General features: G+C 69.0%; 14 protein-coding genes. 10 read left to right on the top strand and 4 right to left on the bottom strand.

Features of this window, described 5'->3' with window-relative positions:
• Window positions 1–35: 35 nt before the first annotated feature.
• A complete protein-coding gene (locus CJ301_RS06245) occupies window positions 36–1,448 on the top strand; it encodes a flagellar hook protein FlgE (RefSeq protein ID WP_099275409.1) in 1,413 nt (470 codons plus the stop codon).
• A gap of 213 nt (window positions 1,449–1,661) precedes the next feature.
• On the opposite strand, the gene CJ301_RS06250 is transcribed toward CJ301_RS06245, so the two are convergent.
• Entirely contained in the window at window positions 1,662–2,012 is a 351-nt protein-coding gene (locus CJ301_RS06250) for a hypothetical protein (protein WP_099275411.1), read from the bottom strand.
• Complete coding sequence (locus CJ301_RS06255) at window positions 2,009–2,320, bottom strand: rod-binding protein (protein WP_099275413.1); 312 nt, start codon at window positions 2,318–2,320, stop codon at window positions 2,009–2,011. Before CJ301_RS06255 ends, CJ301_RS06250 begins: the two co-directional genes overlap by 4 nt.
• Before the next feature lie 2,092 nt (window positions 2,321–4,412).
• Between CJ301_RS06255 and CJ301_RS18650 the strand changes: the two genes are divergently transcribed.
• Together CJ301_RS18650 and CJ301_RS06265 are read left to right on the top strand one after the other, a co-directional pair.
• Window positions 4,413–4,871: a flagellar hook-length control protein FliK gene (locus CJ301_RS18650; RefSeq protein WP_162620435.1), complete on the top strand. Its 459-nt coding sequence runs from the start codon at window positions 4,413–4,415 to the stop codon at window positions 4,869–4,871.
• 9 nt (window positions 4,872–4,880) lie between these two features.
• Window positions 4,881–5,543, top strand: a complete 663-nt coding sequence (locus CJ301_RS06265) for a flagellar hook capping FlgD N-terminal domain-containing protein (protein WP_099275417.1) — start codon at window positions 4,881–4,883, stop codon at window positions 5,541–5,543.
• Here the strand turns inward: CJ301_RS06265 and ubiB are convergent.
• Both ubiB and ubiE read right to left on the bottom strand, forming a co-directional pair.
• Window positions 5,540–7,066: a 2-polyprenylphenol 6-hydroxylase gene (gene ubiB, locus CJ301_RS06270; protein WP_099275711.1), complete on the bottom strand. Its 1,527-nt coding sequence runs from the start codon at window positions 7,064–7,066 to the stop codon at window positions 5,540–5,542. The genes CJ301_RS06265 and ubiB overlap by 4 nt on opposite strands.
• Window positions 7,063–7,860, bottom strand: coding sequence for a bifunctional demethylmenaquinone methyltransferase/2-methoxy-6-polyprenyl-1,4-benzoquinol methylase UbiE (gene ubiE, locus CJ301_RS06275; RefSeq protein WP_437438408.1), 798 nt, complete (start codon window positions 7,858–7,860; stop codon window positions 7,063–7,065). Before ubiE ends, ubiB begins: the two co-directional genes overlap by 4 nt.
• Window positions 7,861–7,890: 30 nt before the next feature.
• On the opposite strand from ubiE, the gene mutM reads away from it, so the two are divergent.
• The 7 genes from mutM to gyrB all read left to right on the top strand — a co-directional run bounded on the left by mutM (window position 7,891) and on the right by gyrB (window position 17,209).
• The gene (mutM, locus tag CJ301_RS06280; RefSeq protein WP_099275421.1) at window positions 7,891–8,742 is read left to right on the top strand and encodes a bifunctional DNA-formamidopyrimidine glycosylase/DNA-(apurinic or apyrimidinic site) lyase; all 852 of its coding nucleotides are present in this window, start codon (window positions 7,891–7,893) and stop codon (window positions 8,740–8,742) included.
• Between the two features lie 54 nt (window positions 8,743–8,796).
• On the top strand, window positions 8,797–9,573 hold the full coding sequence (locus CJ301_RS06285; protein ID WP_099275423.1) for an enoyl-CoA hydratase-related protein: 777 nt from the start codon (window positions 8,797–8,799) through the stop codon (window positions 9,571–9,573).
• Window positions 9,574–9,683: 110 nt separating this feature from the next.
• Entirely contained in the window at window positions 9,684–9,950 is a 267-nt protein-coding gene (rpsT, locus tag CJ301_RS06290; protein WP_085895157.1) for a 30S ribosomal protein S20, read from the top strand.
• Between the two features lie 852 nt (window positions 9,951–10,802).
• Window positions 10,803–12,158 carry a chromosomal replication initiator protein DnaA gene (dnaA, locus tag CJ301_RS06295; protein WP_216823251.1) on the top strand — a complete coding sequence of 452 codons (1,356 nt, stop codon included), beginning with the start codon at window positions 10,803–10,805 and terminating at the stop codon, window positions 12,156–12,158.
• Window positions 12,159–12,280: 122 nt separating this feature from the next.
• Entirely contained in the window at window positions 12,281–13,399 is a 1,119-nt protein-coding gene (gene dnaN / locus CJ301_RS06300; protein ID WP_099275427.1) for a DNA polymerase III subunit beta, read from the top strand.
• A gap of 49 nt (window positions 13,400–13,448) precedes the next feature.
• The gene (gene recF, locus CJ301_RS06305; RefSeq protein WP_099275429.1) at window positions 13,449–14,549 is read left to right on the top strand and encodes a DNA replication/repair protein RecF; all 1,101 of its coding nucleotides are present in this window, start codon (window positions 13,449–13,451) and stop codon (window positions 14,547–14,549) included.
• Window positions 14,550–14,794: 245 nt separating this feature from the next.
• On the top strand, window positions 14,795–17,209 hold the full coding sequence (gyrB, locus tag CJ301_RS06310) for a DNA topoisomerase (ATP-hydrolyzing) subunit B (protein WP_099275431.1): 2,415 nt from the start codon (window positions 14,795–14,797) through the stop codon (window positions 17,207–17,209).
• Window positions 17,210–17,233: the final 24 nt, after the last annotated feature.

Genomic DNA, 17,233 nt, shown 5'->3' on the forward strand with positions numbered 1-17,233 from the left:
AACCCTGTTCTCCCGTCTCAGCGGAAAGGTCCTTCATGACGATCTCCTCCTCCCTCAGCGCCGGTGTCTCCGGCCTCGCAGCCAATGCCCACCGGCTGGCCACGATCTCGGACAACATCGCCAATTCCGCCACTTACGGCTATCGCCGCGCGGTCACCGATTTCCATTCGCTGGTGATGGGCAATGATTCGGGGCGCTACGTGGCCGGCGGCGTCTCGGCCACCTCGCAAAGGCTGATCGACGAGAGCGGCGCGCTCTCCTCGACCACCAACCCGACCGACCTCGCGGTGCGCGGGCGCGGCTTTCTGCCGGTCAGCTCCTCGGTCATGGCGGGCGAGCGCGGCAGCGAGGATTTCCGCCTGACCACCACCGGCTCGTTCCGCGCCGACGAGGACGGCTACCTGCGCACCCCCGACGGGCAGACGCTGCTGGGCTGGCCGGCCGAGCTCGACGGTTCGATCGGCACCTATCCGCGCGACACCGCCAGCGGGCTGCAACCGGTGCGCGTGCCCGCGGGCGAGCTGTCTGGCATCGCCACCACCGAGGTGACGCTCGCCGTGAACCTGCCCGCAACCGAAACGCAAGAGGAGTCGCTCGGCCTGCCCGAGGAGCTGACGGTCGAATATTACGACAATCTCGGCACCACCCAGCAGCTCGGCCTGACCTTCACCCCGACCGTTCCGGCCGCCGGCGCGCCGCCGAGCAACGAATGGACCCTGCAGATCACCGACGGGGCCTCGGCCGACGCGGTGGTGGGCGAATACACGCTGGTCTTCGACGACAGCCGCGGCGCGGGCGGCAGCCTCGCCACGATGACCGCCATCACCGGCGGCCCCTTCGACCCCGCGACCGGCACGTTCAGCATCGACGTGGCCGGCGGCCCGATCGAGATGGATGTCGGCCTGCCCGGCGTCTCGGGCGGGCTGTCGCAGCTGGCGGGCGTCTTCGCGCCGCTCTCGGTCGGGCGCGACGGGGCGGCGACCGGCAACCTGACCTCGGTGGAGGTCGATCCGGGCGGCTTCGTCCATGCCTATTACGACAATGGCGAGAGCCGCCGCATCTACCAGGTGCCGCTCGTCGACGTCGCCAATTCCAACGGGCTGGAAACGCATGACGGCCAATCCTACTCGCTGACCCGCGAAAGCGGCGAGATGCTGTTGTGGAACGCGGGCGACGGGCCGACCGGCGACATCGTCGGCTTCGCGCGCGAGGAATCGACCGTCGACGTCGCCTCCGAGCTGACCCAGCTGATCCAGACGCAGCGCGCCTATTCCTCTAACGCCAAGGTGATCCAGACCGTCGAGTTGTCCTTGGCCGAGGAGACCGACTTGCCGGTCGAGATCTCGGTCTGGGTCTTGGAGAGATCGGAGTTGATCCCCTTGAGGGTCTGCAGCGCGACCATCGCGCCGTTGTTGGTCAGAATGCTGGACATGTGTGTGTGGTCCTAAAGCTCGGCGGCCATCGCACGCCGGGTTTCGATCAAGACCCCGGCTGGCGGGGCTGCTGACAGCCGTACTGACTATGCGCGGACCGGAGGGTTCCCCCCGCCGCATTTCGGTGCATCCCGGTTCGGGAGACGGGGCCTTTGTGACAGGCCGGGTTTAAGCGGGGCCTAACGCCAGAGGGGAAATGCGACGCATTCGATTCGAACCTGCCCCGGTTCAGGCCTTGTGCCGCAGCGCGCGGCCCGGCGCGGGCGCCGCCTCGGCCCGGCCCTCGCGGTCATAGGTGGCAAAGCCGCCGCGCGCGGCGCGCAGCGCCCGCGCCCGGGCCTGCCCCTCGCGCAGCCCCGCGAGCGCGGCTTCGAGCAGGCGCGCCACATGGGCGAGATCGCGTTCGAGATCGGCGAGGGCGGCGGGCGCGCCGGTCTCGGCCAGCTCCTTCTCCAGCTCTGCCATGACGGCGCGCTTGGGCGAGACCAGCGCGCCCAGCTCGGCCATGTCGCCCGCCAGCAGCGCCGCCTTCTCGCGCGCGAGCAGGGCCGCGAGCCGCATCGTCGCGGGGCCGCTCATCGCGCGGCCTTCGACAGGCCGGCATAGAGCCGCTCGGCAAGGCCGATCCCGCCCGCCTCGACCATCCGCTCGGCCTGGGCCTGAAACAGGAAGGAGCGGAACTGCTCCTCTCCCGCGCCGCCGCCGAAGCCGGTCTCCGGGGCGCCGGGATCGGACAGGCGCAGAAGCTCGGAGAGAAAGCCGGTCTCGAGCGCTTTGGCGGCCTGCCACGCCGGATCGTCCGGCGCGGCACCGCCCCTTGGCGCCGCGCCGGCGGGGCCGGGGCGGGGGAGAGGGGCGGCAATCGGCGAAAGGTCGAAAGGGGTCATGGGCGCGTTCCTTTGGAATGGCGACGCGCCCGACAATCCGCCGGGCCGGTAAATATACGGTAAGCCTTCTCTGTCATCTTGCCCCCGAGCCGCCGCCCGGAAAGGACCGTGCATGTTCAACCCGCTTCCTTCGGGGTACCACGCAGCCCCGATGCCGGTCCGGTCCGATGTTGCCGCCGAATCGGCGCTTCAGACGGATTTCTCGGCCCTGTTCGCAAGGATGCGGGCGGGGGCCGTGCAGGGGCCGGTGCCGGGCGTCGTTCCCCTGACCGACGGCCCGGCTGCGCGACCGGAGGAGGGACGCGCAGAGCAGGCGCTTTCCGCAGATGACGAAGGCGCATGGCCGGGCGGTGAGATGGCTGATTCGGAAGAGGAGCCTGGCCCCGTTGCCCTGCGCCCTGTGCCTTTCGGGAAGACAGGCGCGGCGTCCGCTCTCATGCCGTCCGATGCCCCCGGCTTGCCCCGGCCGAGCGCGCGCGCCCTGCCGGATGCGCTGCCCGGCGACGGGGGCGTTGGCGGGGCGGGCCCTGGCGCGCTCGAATGGCCCATATCCTCTCACCTCCCGGTGGCGCGAGAGGCTTTGCCTGCAAAGCCAGCCGTTCGGTCAACGGAGCGGGGCGCGCAGGCGCCAATGGAAGGTGACGCGCGGCGTGCTACGCTCGAAAGCGTCGCATCGGCCCCCTCGCATGGGCCGCCATACGCCCCTTTGCCCGTCCTCGTGCCCCGGGCAATCGCGGCGCCGGTGGCCGAAACGTCGGGCGGCCCGATGACAGGGCAGGGCGGCGATGAGGCCCGCGTGGTGTCTGCGCCGGTTCCGAAGGTGATGCCCGATCCGGTGGGGATGCCGGGGGGCGAGGTTCGGCCCGATCAAGCAGCGCGCCGGGAAATCGGTCCGGCTGCGCATGTCGGAGGGGGGCGGGGCGATGATCCCGGTCCCGTGATGAGGCACCACGCGCTGCCTGCTGTGCCGGCGCACCTTGAAGGAGCGCCGGCGTTGCCCGGGCGGGCCGATGTTCCATTGGGGGTGGCGTCGGTTTCGCCTGTGCCTCGCGGGGCGCAGGCGGAGGGGGGGCTTCCGCTGCGACCGGCGGCGGCCAACCTGCCGGGTGTCGCGGCACACGCGAAACTGCGCGTCAGCGATGCGCGGCCCATCCGGCAAGAGATGGCGATGGATGCCGGGGCGCGCGCGGTCCAGCCGGAGCGGGCATTGCCTCACATCGCTTTCGGTTCGCCCCCCGAGGCTGACCGGCAGGCGCCGATTGCGCGCGAGGCGGGGTCTTTCTCCATGGTTCGGGCGCCGGGGGGCATCGGCCAGCCGGAGGAGGGGGGCGAGCCGGGTTTGCCGGAGCCACGCGCTGCGCGGCTGGTGCCAGCGCCGGTTTCCTCGGTGGCGTGGCCGATGCGGGATGCCTCCCTTCCTCCGGCTCCAAACGGCGAGAACCCGCGTCCGGCTGCGATATCTTCAAGCACGGAGAAGACCATTTCGCGCGATGATGATGCCGCAAGACCCGAGCCGCGCGCCGTGCGATCCCGCGCTGTGGGCGAGGGGCGATCCAGCGCCGTGCCGCCGCGCGCCGGTTTCGTGACTTCGGAGGTTTCGACCGGGCAGCCGGTCGTGGAAGGGGCACGTTTCGAAGCCTTTTCTGCCATGAGGCAGGGCAAGGGGAGAGAGGCGGTACCGCCTGCGGGGGCGGAGGCCAGCGCAAGGAATACATGGCCCGTTTCGCGCATCGAGGGCTCATATGCGGACCGGCCCGCGCCGTGGCGTGAGTTGGACTTGCCCGGCGGCGGGCTTGCGCGAATGGCGGCCTTGCCCCCGGAGCGGTCCGATGCCTTGCCCCGGCCAGATCGCGCCGCGGTGGTCGAGCCCACCCAGGCGCGGGCCCCGGCGCTTGCCGCCACGCCGCCCGGCGATGTCAGGCCATGGCCCGTGAAGCCGGTGCCTGACGTAACGGCGCGGCCCGCCATGCAGGCCGCTCCGATCATGGCGCCTTCACCCGCGCCTGATCCGCGAGGCGAGCCACCCGCCCCCCAAGCCTCTTTGGGCGAAGCGGGGGGCTTCGAAGCGGCGCTGCCCGGCCCTTCAGCCACGATGGCGGTCGATCGCGCGCCCGGGGCCGATCCGCGGCCCGGGCCGGGGCCGTCGAGCCCGCCGCCGGTGGCGCAGCAGCTCGCCGCCGCGATCACCGGCACGGCCGAGGGGCGGATCGAGATCCGGCTCGATCCGGAGGAGCTTGGCCGCGTCGCGCTGCAGCTGCAGACCGATGGCGACAGGATCAGCCTCGTCATCACCGCCGAGCGGTCCGAGACCTCGGAGCTGCTGCGCCGCCACCTGCACGAGCTGGCGCAGGACTTCCGGGCGATGGGCTATCGCTCGGTCGATCTCGGTTTTGGCGGGCAGAATGGCGCGCATGACCGGAGCGGCGGCGCGGAGCGCGCCCGATCCGGCGCCGGGGCTGGGCCGCCATTACAGGACGCGGAGGACGAGACCCCCGCCGCGCCCATCCCTTCATCCGGCCCCGTCGGCGCCGGTCTCGATCTTCGCATGTAGGAGTTCAGCATGACCCTCATTTCGGATGCCGCCACGGCCAACACGATGCCTGCTCCGACGACCGGCGGTGCGGGCACGGACAGCGCCTCGGATTTCGACATGTTCCTGACGATGCTCACCGCGCAGATCCGCAACCAGGACCCGCTGGAGCCGATGGATTCGGCCGATTACGCGGTGCAGCTCGCCACCTTCTCGGGCGTTGAGCAGCAGGTGAAGACCAATGACGCGCTCGCCGCATTGGCGGCGGGGATGAATGCGGGCGGCCTGTCCGACATCGCGGGCTGGGTCGGGCGCGAGGCGCGCGCGCCGATGCCCGCGCTGTTCGACGGCGCGCCGATCCCGCTCGAGCTCGAGACGCAGATCGGCGCCGATGCGGGCGAACTGGTGGTGACGGACGCCACGGGGCGCGAAGTTGCCCGGCGGGCCGTGCCGGCGGGGGCGCAGGGCCTCGATTGGACCGGGGTGGATTCGGATGGCTACACCCTGCCCGACGGCGCCTATGGCTTCGAGCTGGTGAGCCTTGCCGAGGGCGAGGAGATCGGGCGCGCGGTGGTCGAGACCTATGGGCGGGTGCGCGAGGTGCGGCTTGGCGAGGCGGGGCCGATGCTGGTGATCGAGGGGGGCGGCGAGGTGGCCTCGGGCGCGGTCACCGCGCTGCGCGAGGCGCTCTAGACCAGCGAGGCAACCCAGCCCGCCGCCGCCGTCAGCGCCGCCCCCACGGCGATCCAGCCGATCGGCGGCAGATCGCGGCGGCGCGGCTCGGGCTCGGGGTGGGACTGGCGCACCAGCGCCGCCTCGGCCAGGGCGGGCAGGCGCGGGCCGAAGCGCGAGAGCACCTGCACCGTGCGCCCCAGATCGCGGGCCACGGCCTTGGGGCCGATGCTTTCGCGGATGTAATCCTCGACCACCGGGCGCGAGGCTTCCCAGATGTTGATATGCGGATCGAGCGTGCGCGCCACGCCCTCGACCACCACCATGGTGCGCTGCAGGAGAATCAGCTCGGTGCGGGTTTCCATACCGAAGCGCTCGGTCACCTCGAACAGGTAGTTCAAGAGCCGCGCCATGGAGATCCGGCTCGCATCCATGCCGAAGATCGGCTCGCCCACGGCGCGCAGCGCGGAGGCGAAGGCGTCCACGTCGCGGTCGGCGGGGACGTAGCCCGCTTCGAAATGCACCTCGGCGACGCGGCGGTAATCCTTGCGGATGAAGCCGAAGATGATCTCGGCATAGACCCGGCGGGTGTATTCGTCGATCCGCCCCATGATCCCGAAATCGAGCGCGATCAGCGTGCCGTCGGGGCCGACCTTGAGGTTGCCCTGATGCATGTCGCCGTGAAAGTAGCCGTCGCGCAGCGCATGGGCGAGAAAGAGCTGCAGCACGCGGGCGGCGAGGCGCTTGCGGTCATGGCCCGCGGCGTCGATCTGCGCCACCTCGGCCGCGCCGATGCCATTGATCCAGCCCATCGTCATGACGCGGCGGCCCGAGAGATGCCAGCGCAGCACCGGCACCTCGAAGCCCTCATCCTTGGCGGTGTTGGCGGAAAATTCGGCCGCCGAGGCCGCTTCGAGCCGCAGGTCGAGCTCGCCCAGCACCACGCTTTCGAAATGCGCGATGACCTCGACCGGCCGCAGCCGGCGCGAGGCGGGCGAGAGCCGCTCGATCATCCGCGCGGCGAAATAGAAGGCCTCGATGTCGCGGCGGAAGGCCTTTTCGATGCCCGGGCGCAGCACCTTGACCGCCACCGTCTCGCCCGTCTCGGCCAGCTTGGCGCGGTGCACCTGCGCGATGGAGGCGGCGGCGACGGGCTCCGAGAACTCGGAAAACAGCCGGTCCACCGGCTGGCCCAGCTCGATCGCGATCGCGCGCTTGGCCTGCGCGGTGGGAAAGGGCGGCAGGCTGTCTTGCAGCACGCGCAGCTGCACGGCAAGCTCGTCGCCCACCACGTCCGGTCTGGTCGAGAGGATCTGGCCGAACTTGATATAGGCCGGGCCCAGAGCGGTGATGGCGCGGGTGGCGGGCGGCATGGCCGGATCGCCCTCGTAGCCGAGCCAGCGGAAGGGCGCGGCGAAGAGCCGGATCGCCACGCGCAGGGGCTTCGGCGCGTCCATCGCGTCGAGCACCACGGCCATCGCGCCGGTGCGCTCGAAGGTGGCGCCGGTGCGGATCAGCCGGACGAGGTTGTGCGGCCCCCTCAGAGCTTCCATCCCGAATGCAGGCAGGCGACGCCCATGGTGAGGTTGCGATACTTCGCCTGCTCGAAGCCCGCCGCCTCGACCATGCCGAGAAAGCTCTCCTGATTAGGAAAGCGGCGGATCGATTCCACGAGATACTGGTAGCTGTCGCGGTCATTGGCGATGAGCTGGCCCATCGCGGGGATGATGTTGAAGCTGTAGAGGTCGTAGACCTTCTGCATCATCTCGTTGGGGATCTGGCTGAACTCGAGCACCATCAGCCGCCCGCCGGGGCGCAGCACGCGGTAGGCCTCGTCGAGCGCCTTTTGCGGGCGGGTGACGTTCCTGATGCCGAAGCTGATCGTGTAGACGTCGAAGCTGTTGTCGGGAAAGGGCAGGGCCATGGCGTCGCCCACCACCCAGTCGAGGCTCTCCTCCAGCCGCTCGGCCTCGGCCCGCTTGCGGCCCTCGACCAGCATGGATTCGGTCAGGTCGCAGACCGTGGCATGGCCGCGCCCGGCGCGCTTGAGAAAGCGGAACGACACGTCGCCCGTGCCGCCGGCCACGTCGAGCAGGCGCTGGCCGGGGCGCGGCGCCAGCCAATCCATCATCGCGTCCTTCCACAGCCGGTGGACGCCGCCCGACATGACGTCGTTCATCACGTCGTAGCGCGAGGCCACGGAGGTGAAGACGCCGCGCACGCGCTCGGCCTTTTCGTCCTCGCGCACCGTCTGGTAGCCGAAATGGGTGGTCTGGTCTTCGCTCAAGGGTCTTGTCCCGTGCCGCTGCGATGCCTTGATAGGGCTCAATGGCGGCATATAGGCCGCGCCGGACGAAAGAAAGAACCCATGCCCGAATTGCCGGAGGTCGAGACGGTTCGCCGCGGGCTCGTGCCCGCGATGGAGGGGGCGGTGATCGAAGCCGCCCATGTGAACCGGCCCGACCTGCGCTGGCCCTTTCCCGAAAGGATGGCCGAGCGGCTGACGGGGCAGCGGGTGGAGCGGCTGCGGCGACGCTCGAAATACATCCTCGCGGATCTGGAGAGCGGCGAGACGCTGATCGTGCATCTGGGCATGTCGGGGCGGATGACCGTCTCGGGCGTGAAGCTCGGTCGGTTTCACGTGGATCACCCGGCGCCCGCCAAGCACGACCATGTGGTGCTGGAGATGGCGGGCGGCGCGCGGGTGACCTTCAACGATCCGCGGCGCTTCGGGGCGATGGACCTCGCCCCGACCGACGGGCTCGACGACCACCGCCTGCTGCGTGGGATCGGGCCGGAGCCCTTGGGCAACCGCTTCGACGCGGCCTATCTCGTCGAGCGGCTCAAGGGGCGGATGGTGCCGATCAAGACGGCGCTGCTGGATCAGAAGATCGTGGCGGGGCTTGGCAATATCTATGTCTGCGAGGTGCTGCACCGCGCAGGCATCGATCCGCGCCGCAAGGCGGGGCGGATCTCGGCGGCGCGGGTGGCCTCATTGGTGCCGCTCATCCGCGTGGTGCTGGAGGAGGCGATCGCCTCGGGCGGCTCCTCGCTCAAGGATTACCGGCAGGCGGATGGCGCGATGGGCTATTTCCAGCATGGCTTCCGGGTCTATGACCGCGAGGGCGCGGCCTGCGGCACCGCGGAGTGCGGCGGCGCGGTGGAGCGGATCGTGCAGTCGGGGCGTTCCACCTTCCTGTGCCCGCGCTGCCAGAGGTGACTTGAATGCCCGCGGCGCGCGCGGCAGGTTTCGCCAAAGCACCGGAGACGCCCCATGGCCTACAGCACCATCCTCGTCGAAACCGCCGACGACATCGCCACCATCACGCTCAACCGCCCCGAGGCGATGAACGCCATCAACTCGACGCTGCTGCGCGAGCTGGTGGCCGCGCTGGAGGAAGCCGACCGCTCCGACAAGGTGCGCTGCATCGTGCTCACCGGCTCTGACAAGGCCTTTGCCGCCGGCGCCGACGTGGCCGAAATGGCGGAGCTGAGCTTTGTCGAGATGTATCGCCGCGCGCTCTATGCGGGCGACATGGCGCGGCTGGCGCAGACCCGCAAACCGATCATCGCCGCCGTTTCGGGCTATGCGCTGGGCGGCGGCTGCGAGCTGGCCATGGCCTGCGATTTCATCATCGCCGCCGACAGCGCCAAGTTCGGCCAGCCCGAAGTCAATCTCGGCATCATGGCGGGGATGGGCGGCAGCCAGAGGCTGACCCGCGCCGTGGGCAAGGCCAAGGCGATGGACATGCACCTCACGGGCCGCTTCATGTCGGCCGAGGAGGCCGAGCGCGCAGGCCTCGTGAGCCGGGTGGTGCCCGCGCGCCAGCTTGCGGGCGAGGCGCGCGCCGCGGCCGAGAAGATCGCCGAGAAGAGCCAGCTTTCGGTGCTCGCCATCAAGGACGCGGTGAACCGCAGCCAGGAGGTCGGGCTTTCGGAGGGGCTGGCCTATGAGCGGCGGCTGTTCGAGGCGCTGTTCTCGACCGAGGACCAGGCCGAGGGCATGGCCGCCTTCCGCGAAAAGCGCGAACCGCAATACCGCGACCGGTGAGCGGCGCGACAGAGGCTGTGGAAAAGACGGCGCGGCAGGTTGACTAGCGGGCGACTCGGCCTTAGAGACGCGGCTTCAGAACAGTTACCCCGCAAGTGGATTCTCGACACATGGCCAACACGCCCCAGTCCAAGAAGCGCGCTCGCCAGAACGAGCGCCGCTTCGCGATCAACAAGATGCGCCGGTCGCGCATCCGCACCTTCCTGCGCAAGGTCGAGGAGGCGATCGCCTCCGGCCAGCAGGACGCCGCCCAGGCCGCCCTGCGCGAAGCTCAGCCCGAGCTGATGCGCGGCGTCACCAAGGGTGTGGTGCACAAGAACACCGCCGCCCGCAAGATGTCGCGGCTGTCGTCGCGCGTGAAGGCGCTCGCCGCCTGATCTTGCCGAAAGGCCGATGAATGCAAGGGGGTGCTCCGAAAGGGGCGCCCCCTTTTTCGTGTCTCGTGAAAGGGGCCGGGCGGCGCCGAATCCTTGTCTCCCGGTGGGGTGCGAATGGCTGCCATGCGTCTTCGGAATGGCGATTCCCGGAGGCTTCCGGGGAGAGAAATCCGCAATGAGGTCAAGAGCATCGCGGTATCTTGGCACCTCATTGCCGCTGCGACACGGCGCGGAATCGCCGGGCGTGGCCGGGGCGGCGCTGTCAAGTTCGGGCGCAGCGACAGGCGGGCCAAATCGGGGCCGATGTGACCCGCCCGCCCGGCATTGCGCCCCGGCCCTTAGGATTCAGGGGAGTCGCGAAACCCCGCCGGATTCGATCTCGCGGAGTCTCCCGTCAAGCGCGTTGTTCGGTTGATGAGATCCGAGCGCAGGGGCTAACTTGTCCCTGCGATTCACATCGTTCCTGGGGGAACATGGACGAGTCGACGCCACGATGGTCCGAAGGCCAGCTGCACGGCCGAATGATCGGATCCGCGACGAGGTGTCAGCTCTCTTGAGCGTGACGGGCGCACGGCCTTGGCCGTGATATTCGCCGTCTCGCGCTTGTCTGCATTGCGTCCGCCGCTTTGGCGGGCGTCACTGCCGTCATGTCCCGATCCCGGGCCGAACTGCATGAGCGGATCGGCGGCATTGCCGTCTGTCCGTTCGGGCTCGGAGGTTAGGTCAGTCCGGTGCGGACCGGCGTCGGCGCTTGCGCGGCGGCGGCCGCACGAGCTGTGCCTGAATGTGAGGCGCAAGGCCGGGCGCGGCGGGCGCGTCCGGGTGACGATGAAGGCAGGTCGGGGACAGGTCATGACGAACGAAATCTGGGTACGGGTCAGCGAAGAGCTCAAGCAGACGGTGGGCGCCAACAACCACACCACCTGGATCGCGCCGCTGCGCTTCGAGGAGCTGGTCGACGGTGTCGCCCGCTTCCACGTGCCCACCACCTTCCATGGCAACTACGTCCTTCAGAACTTCGGCGACCAGATCCTGACGCAGCTGGCCCGCGCCGGCATCACCGTGCAGCGCCTGATCTTCGCCCAGTCCGCCAATGCCGCCGCCGCGCCGCGCCCCGCCGCGCCGCAGCAAGCGGCCCCCGCCCAGATCGCCGAGGAGGACGACGCCACCCCCTCGGCCACGCTCGACCCGCGCTTCACCTTCGACCGCTTCGTCGTCGGCAAGCCCAACGAGATGGCCCATGCCGCCGCGCGCCGCATCGCCGAGGGCGGCAGCCTCGGATTCAACCCGCTTTTCCTTTATGGCGGCGTGGGCTTGGGCAAGACGCACCTGATGCACGCCATCGGCCACGAGCTGAAGGCCAGCCAGCCGCATCTCAAGGTCGTGCTCACCTCCGCCGAGCAGTTCATGTATCGCTTCATCACCGCGCTGCGCGACAAGCGCATGATGGACTTCAAGCAGCTGTTCCGCTCGGTCGACGTGCTCATGGTCGATGACATCCAGTTCCTCGGCGGCAAGGATTCCACGCAAGAAGAGTTCTTCCACACCTTCAACGCGCTGATCGACGCCGGAAAACGGATCATCATCTCGGCCGACCGTGCGCCGGGCGCGATGAAGGACGTGGAGGAGCGGATCACCTCGCGCATGGGGTCGGGGCTGGTGGTCGATCTCTTTCCGACCGATTTCGAGCTGCGCGTCGGCATCCTTCAGGCCAAGGCCGACTATTACCGCGCGCAATATCCCGGCATCGTGGTCCAGCCCGGCGTGTTCGAATTCCTCGCCCAGCGCATCTCCAACAATGTCCGCGTGCTCGAAGGCGCGCTGACGCGGCTTTTTGCCTTCGCCTCGCTGGTGGGGCGCGAGATCTCGCTCGAGATGACGCAGGACTGCCTCGCCGACATCCTGCGCGCCTCGGACCGCAAGATCACCGTCGAGGAAATCCAGCGCCGCGTGTCGGAGCATTACAACATTCGCCTCAGCGACATGATCGGGCCCAAGCGGGTGCGCAACTATGCCCGGCCGCGGCAGGTGGCGATGTACCTGTCGAAGAAGCTGACCTCGCGCTCCCTGCCCGAGATCGGCCGCCGCTTCGGCGGGCGCGACCACACCACCGTCATGCACGGGGTGCGCAAGATCGAGGAGCTGAAATCCACCGACAGCCAGATCGCCGACGATATCGAACTGCTGCGCCGCGCGCTCGAGGAGTAATGCCGCGCCTCCGGCGCGAGGAATGACGCCACGCACCGCTGCCGAAATCGCTTGAGAACGGGCGGAAAACAGGTAGTTTTCCAGTCCCGGCCCCGGTCGGCGACAACAGCGGAGCGAAGCACATGAAATTCTCGATCGAACGCGGCGTTCTGCTCAAGGCCGTCGCACAGGCCCAGTCGGTCGTCGAACGGCGCAACACCATCCCGATCCTCGCCAACGTGCTGATCGAGGCCACGGGCGGCGAGGTGCGCTTCCGCGCGACCGATCTCGACATCGAGGTCGTGGACCGTGCCGCCGCCACCGTCGACACCGAGGGCGCGACCACCGTCGCCGCGGTGCTCCTCAACGAGATCGTGCGCAAGCTGCCCGACGGGGCGCTGGTCACGCTCACCGATCAGGGCGGCAATGGCCGGCTGACCATCGAGGCGGGGCGCTCGAACTTCCAGCTCGCGACCCTGCCCAAGGAAGACTTCCCGGTCATGGCTTCCTCGGAATACGAGGCGAGCTTCACCGCGCCTGCGCCGGTGCTGCGCCGCCTCTTCGACAAGGCCAAGTTCGCCATCTCCACCGAGGAGACGCGCTACTACCTCAACGGCGTCTACATGCATGTGGCCGAGGGCGATGGCGGGCGCGTGCTGCGCTGCGTCGCCACCGACGGGCACCGCCTTGCCCGGATCGACGCCGAGCTGCCCGAGGGGGCCGAGAAGATGGCCGGGGTCATCGTGCCGCGCAAGACCGTGAACGAGCTGCGCAAGCTGCTCGACGACGACGAGGCGCAGATCGAGGTCTCGGTCAGCGAGACCAAGGTGCGATTCGTCACTCCCTCGATCACCCTGACCTCCAAGGTCATCGACGGCACCTTCCCCGATTACAGCCGGGTGATTCCGCAAAACAATCAGAAGCGGCTCGAAGTCGATGCCAGCGAATTCGCCAAGGCGGTCGACCGAGTCGCCACCGTCAGCTCCGAGCGGTCGCGCGCGGTCAAGCTCTCGCTCGAAGAGGACCGGCTGGTGCTTTCGGTCAATGCCCCCGATTCGGGCGCGGCCGAGGAGGAGCTCGCCGTGGCCTATGGCGACGAGCGGCTGGAGATCGGCTTCAACGCGAAATACCTGCAGGAGATCGCCAATCAGGTCGACCGCGAGAACGCGGTGTTCCTGTTCAACTCCTCGGGCGATCCGACCCTGATGCGCGAGGGCGACGACACCTCGGCCGTCTATGTCGTCATGCCGATGCGCGTGTGACGCGGGCGGGATTTGCGTATTTGAAGAAAGATGAAGGGGAGGGTCGCGCGTGAGGGCGGCCGTCACCGCGCTCGAGCTGTCGCATTTCCGCTCGCACAAGCGGGCGCGGCTCGCGCTCGACGGGCGGCCCGTCGCCATCCACGGCCCCAACGGCGCGGGCAAGACCAACCTGATCGAGGCCGTCTCGCTGCTCTCCCCGGGGCGGGGGATGCGCCGGGCGGGGGCCGAGGAAATCGCGCGCCGGCCCGAGCGGCTGGGGTGGAAGGTGCTTGCCTCGGTCGAGGCCGAGGGCGCGCCGCACGAGATCGAGACGCGCGCCGAGGCCGGGCAGAGCCGGGCCGTGCGGATCGACGACAAGACCGTGCCGCAGGTGGCGCTGGCGCGGGTGCTGCGGGTGCTGTGGCTGGTGCCCTCGATGGACCGGCTCTGGATCGAGGCGGCCGAGGGACGCCGCCGGTTTCTCGACCGCGCGGTGCTCAGCTTCGAGCCCGGCCATGCCGAGGCGGTGCTCGACTATGAAAAGGCGATGCGTGAGCGCAACCGGCTCTTGAAGGACGGGGTGCGTGACGCGCATTGGTACGGCGCGCTGGAAGGGCGCATGGCCGAGGCGGGAGAGGCGATCGGCAGCGCGCGCCGCGCCGCGATCGCCCGGCTCATGGCCGCGCAGGACGAGACCGAAACCGCCTTTCCCACCGCCGACCTCGCGCTGTGCTACCCCGACGAGACGCCCGAGGAGGCCGAAGGGCTGCGCGCGGCCCTAGCCGCGATGCGAAGCCGCGACATGGCGGCGGGGCGCACGCTGATCGGCCCGCACCGCGCCGATCTCGACGCGCTGTGGCGCGCCAAGGGGGTGGCCGCGCGCGATGCCTCGACCGGCGAGCAGAAGGCGCTGCTCATCTCGCTCATCCTCGCCAATGCCCGGGCACTGGCGGCCATGGGCGGCGCGCCGCCCGTGCTGCTGCTCGACGAGGTGGCGGCGCATCTCGACACGCGCCGCCGCGCGGCGCTCTATGACGAGATCTGCGCGCTCGGGCTGCAGGCCTTCATGACCGGCACCGAACCGGGGCTGTTCGAGGCCCTGGGCGACCGCGCACAGCGCATCGAAGTCACCGAGACCGCCGGTGTTTCGCAGATCAGGGACGAGACATGACGCCTTGGGGGTGAACCCGGACGCCCTTGGGGTGGACGACCTTACGCCCGATGCCGGTCCGGGCCGCGCGGGCCGCATCCCGACCTTGCCGCCAGCGCCCGGGCGGGCCGGTCTCTGGGCCATCGCGGCGCCGGTCGGCATGGGGCTGCTCATACCCCTATTATGGCGCAAAATATGGGGGAAAATCGTGACATCCCCCACCATAGGTCGTATATTCCGCGGGTAACGTCCCGAGGATTTCCCCCATGGCTGAACCCGCTTTGCAACCCAACGCCTACGGCGCCGATTCCATCAAGGTTCTCAAGGGCCTGGATGCGGTCCGCAAGCGTCCGGGCATGTATATCGGCGACACCGATGACGGCTCGGGCCTGCACCACATGGTCTACGAGGTCGTCGATAACGGCATCGACGAGGCGCTGGCCGGTCATGCCGATTTCGTGCAGGTCAAGATCCACGCCGACAACTCGGTCAGCGTGCGCGACAACGGCCGCGGCATCCCCACCGACATGCACCGCGAGGAGGGCGTCTCCGCGGCCGAGGTCATCATGACCCAGCTGCATGCGGGCGGCAAATTCGACCAGAACTCCTACAAGGTGTCGGGCGGCCTGCACGGTGTCGGCGTCTCGGTGGTCAACGCGCTGTCGGATTGGCTGGAGCTCAGGATCTGGCGCGATGGCAAGGAACACGTCGCCCGCTTCGAGCGCGGCGAGACCGTCAAGCATCTCGAGGTGGTGGGCGAGACCGAGCAGACCGGCACCGAGGTCCGCTTCCTCGCCTCGACCGACACCTTTTCCAATCTCGACTACGAGTTCTCCATTCTGGAAAAGCGCCTGCGCGAGCTGGCCTTTCTCAATTCCGGCGTGCGCATCATCCTCGAGGATGACCGTCCGGCGCAGCCGCTGCACACCGAGCTCTTCTACGAAGGCGGCGTGCGCGAATTCGTGAAGTATCTCGACCGTTCCAAGCATGCCGTCATGCCCGAGCCGATCTGGATCGAGGGCGAGAAGGACGGCATCGGCATCGAGGTGGCGATGTGGTGGAACGATACCTTCCACGAAACCGTGCTGCCCTTCACCAACAACATCCCGCAGCGCGATGGCGGCACCCACATGGCGGGCTTCCGCGGCGCGCTGACCCGGACCATCAACGCCTATGCGCAATCCTCCGGCATCGCCAAGAAGGAGAAGGTGAGCTTCACCGGCGACGACGCGCGCGAGGGGCTCACTTGCGTGCTTTCGGTGAAGGTGCCGGATCCGAAATTCTCGTCGCAGACCAAGGACAAGCTCGTCTCGTCGGAGGTGCGCCCGGCGGTCGAGAACCTCGTGGGCGAGAAGCTCTCCGAGTGGTTCGAGGAAAACCCCACCATCGCCAAGCAGGTCGTCGGCAAGATCATCGAGGCGGCGCTGGCGCGCGAGGCCGCGCGCAAGGCGCGCGAGCTCACCCGCCGCAAGACCGCGATGGACGTGAACTTCCTCGCCGGCAAGCTCAAGGATTGCTCCGAAAAGGACCCCTCCAAGACCGAGGTCTTCCTCGTCGAGGGGGATTCGGCGGGCGGCTCTGCCCAGACGGGCCGTGACCGCGGCACGCAGGCGATCCTGCCGCTCAAGGGCAAGATCCTCAACGTCGAGCGCGCGCGCTTCGACCGGATGCTCTCATCCCAGGAGATCGGCAACCTCGTCATGGCGCTCGGCACCGGCATCGGCCGCGACGAGTTCGACATCAGCAAGCTGCGCTACCACAAGATCGTCATCATGACCGACGCCGACGTGGACGGCGCGCATATCCGGACGCTGCTCCTGACCTTCTTCTTCCGGCAGATGCCGGAGCTGATCGAGGCGGGGCACCTCTACATCGCCCAGCCGCCGCTCTACAAGGTGACGCGCGGCAAGTCCGAGGTCTATCTCAAGGACCAGGCCTCGATGGACGACTACCTGATCCATCAGGGCGTGGAGGGCGCCTCATTGCGGCTTGGCACCGGCGAGGAGATCACCGGCAACGACCTGCTGCGCGTGGTCGAGGAGGCGCGCCAGCTGCGCCGGGTGCTCGATGCCTTCCCGACCCATTACCCGCGCCACATCCTCGAACAGGCGGCGATCTCGGGCGCCTTCGTGCCCGGCGCGGTCGATGCCGACCTGCAGGGCGTGGCCGACAAGGTGGCCCGCCGCCTCGACCTGATCGCGCTCGAATACGAGCGCGGCTGGCAGGGGCGGATCACCCAGGATCACGGCATCCGGCTGGCGCGCATCCTGCGCGGGGTCGAGGAGGTGCGCACGCTCGACGGGCCGATGCTGCGCTCGGGCGAGGCGCGCAAGACCGGCAGCTTCACCAAGTCGCTGCAGGAAATCTACGACCTTCCCGCGACGCTGGTGCGCAAGGACCGCCACCAGCTGATCCACGGCCCGCTCGATCTGCTCGCCGCGATTCTCGAAGAGGGCCAGCGCGGCCTGACGCTGCAGCGCTACAAGGGCCTCGGGGAGATGAACCCCGCCCAGCTGTGGGAAACCACGCTCGACCCGGAGGCGCGCACGCTCCTGCAGGTGAAGATCGAGGATTCGACCGAGGCCGACGATCTTTTCACCAAGCTGATGGGCGACGTGGTCGAGCCGCGCCGCGACTTCATCCAGCAGAACGCGCTCAACGTCGAGCACCTCGATTTCTGACGCAACGACGGGGGTGAATTCCCC

Origin of the sequence: Limimaricola cinnabarinus (genome assembly GCF_002723615.1) — a bacterium.
Classification (GTDB): domain Bacteria; phylum Pseudomonadota; class Alphaproteobacteria; order Rhodobacterales; family Rhodobacteraceae; genus Limimaricola; species Limimaricola cinnabarinus_B.

Bases quoted from the DNA above. Each gene is read 5' to 3' on its own strand.
- CJ301_RS06245 (WP_099275409.1), top strand. From the start codon at position 36: ATGACGATCTCCTCCTCCCTCAGCGCCGGTGTCTCCGGCCTCGCAGCC.
- CJ301_RS06250 (WP_099275411.1), bottom strand. From the start codon at position 2,012: ATGAGCGGCCCCGCGACGATGCGGCTCGCGGCCCTGCTCGCGCGCGAG.
- CJ301_RS06255 (WP_099275413.1), bottom strand. From the start codon at position 2,320: ATGACCCCTTTCGACCTTTCGCCGATTGCCGCCCCTCTCCCCCGCCCC.
- CJ301_RS18650 (WP_162620435.1), top strand. From the start codon at position 4,413: ATGGCGGTCGATCGCGCGCCCGGGGCCGATCCGCGGCCCGGGCCGGGG.
- CJ301_RS06265 (WP_099275417.1), top strand. From the start codon at position 4,881: ATGACCCTCATTTCGGATGCCGCCACGGCCAACACGATGCCTGCTCCG.
- ubiE (WP_437438408.1), bottom strand. From the start codon at position 7,860: ATGCCGCCATTGAGCCCTATCAAGGCATCGCAGCGGCACGGGACAAGA.
- mutM (WP_099275421.1), top strand. From the start codon at position 7,891: ATGCCCGAATTGCCGGAGGTCGAGACGGTTCGCCGCGGGCTCGTGCCC.
- CJ301_RS06285 (WP_099275423.1), top strand. From the start codon at position 8,797: ATGGCCTACAGCACCATCCTCGTCGAAACCGCCGACGACATCGCCACC.
- rpsT (WP_085895157.1), top strand. From the start codon at position 9,684: ATGGCCAACACGCCCCAGTCCAAGAAGCGCGCTCGCCAGAACGAGCGC.
- dnaA (WP_216823251.1), top strand. From the start codon at position 10,803: ATGACGAACGAAATCTGGGTACGGGTCAGCGAAGAGCTCAAGCAGACG.
- dnaN (WP_099275427.1), top strand. From the start codon at position 12,281: ATGAAATTCTCGATCGAACGCGGCGTTCTGCTCAAGGCCGTCGCACAG.
- gyrB (WP_099275431.1), top strand. From the start codon at position 14,795: ATGGCTGAACCCGCTTTGCAACCCAACGCCTACGGCGCCGATTCCATC.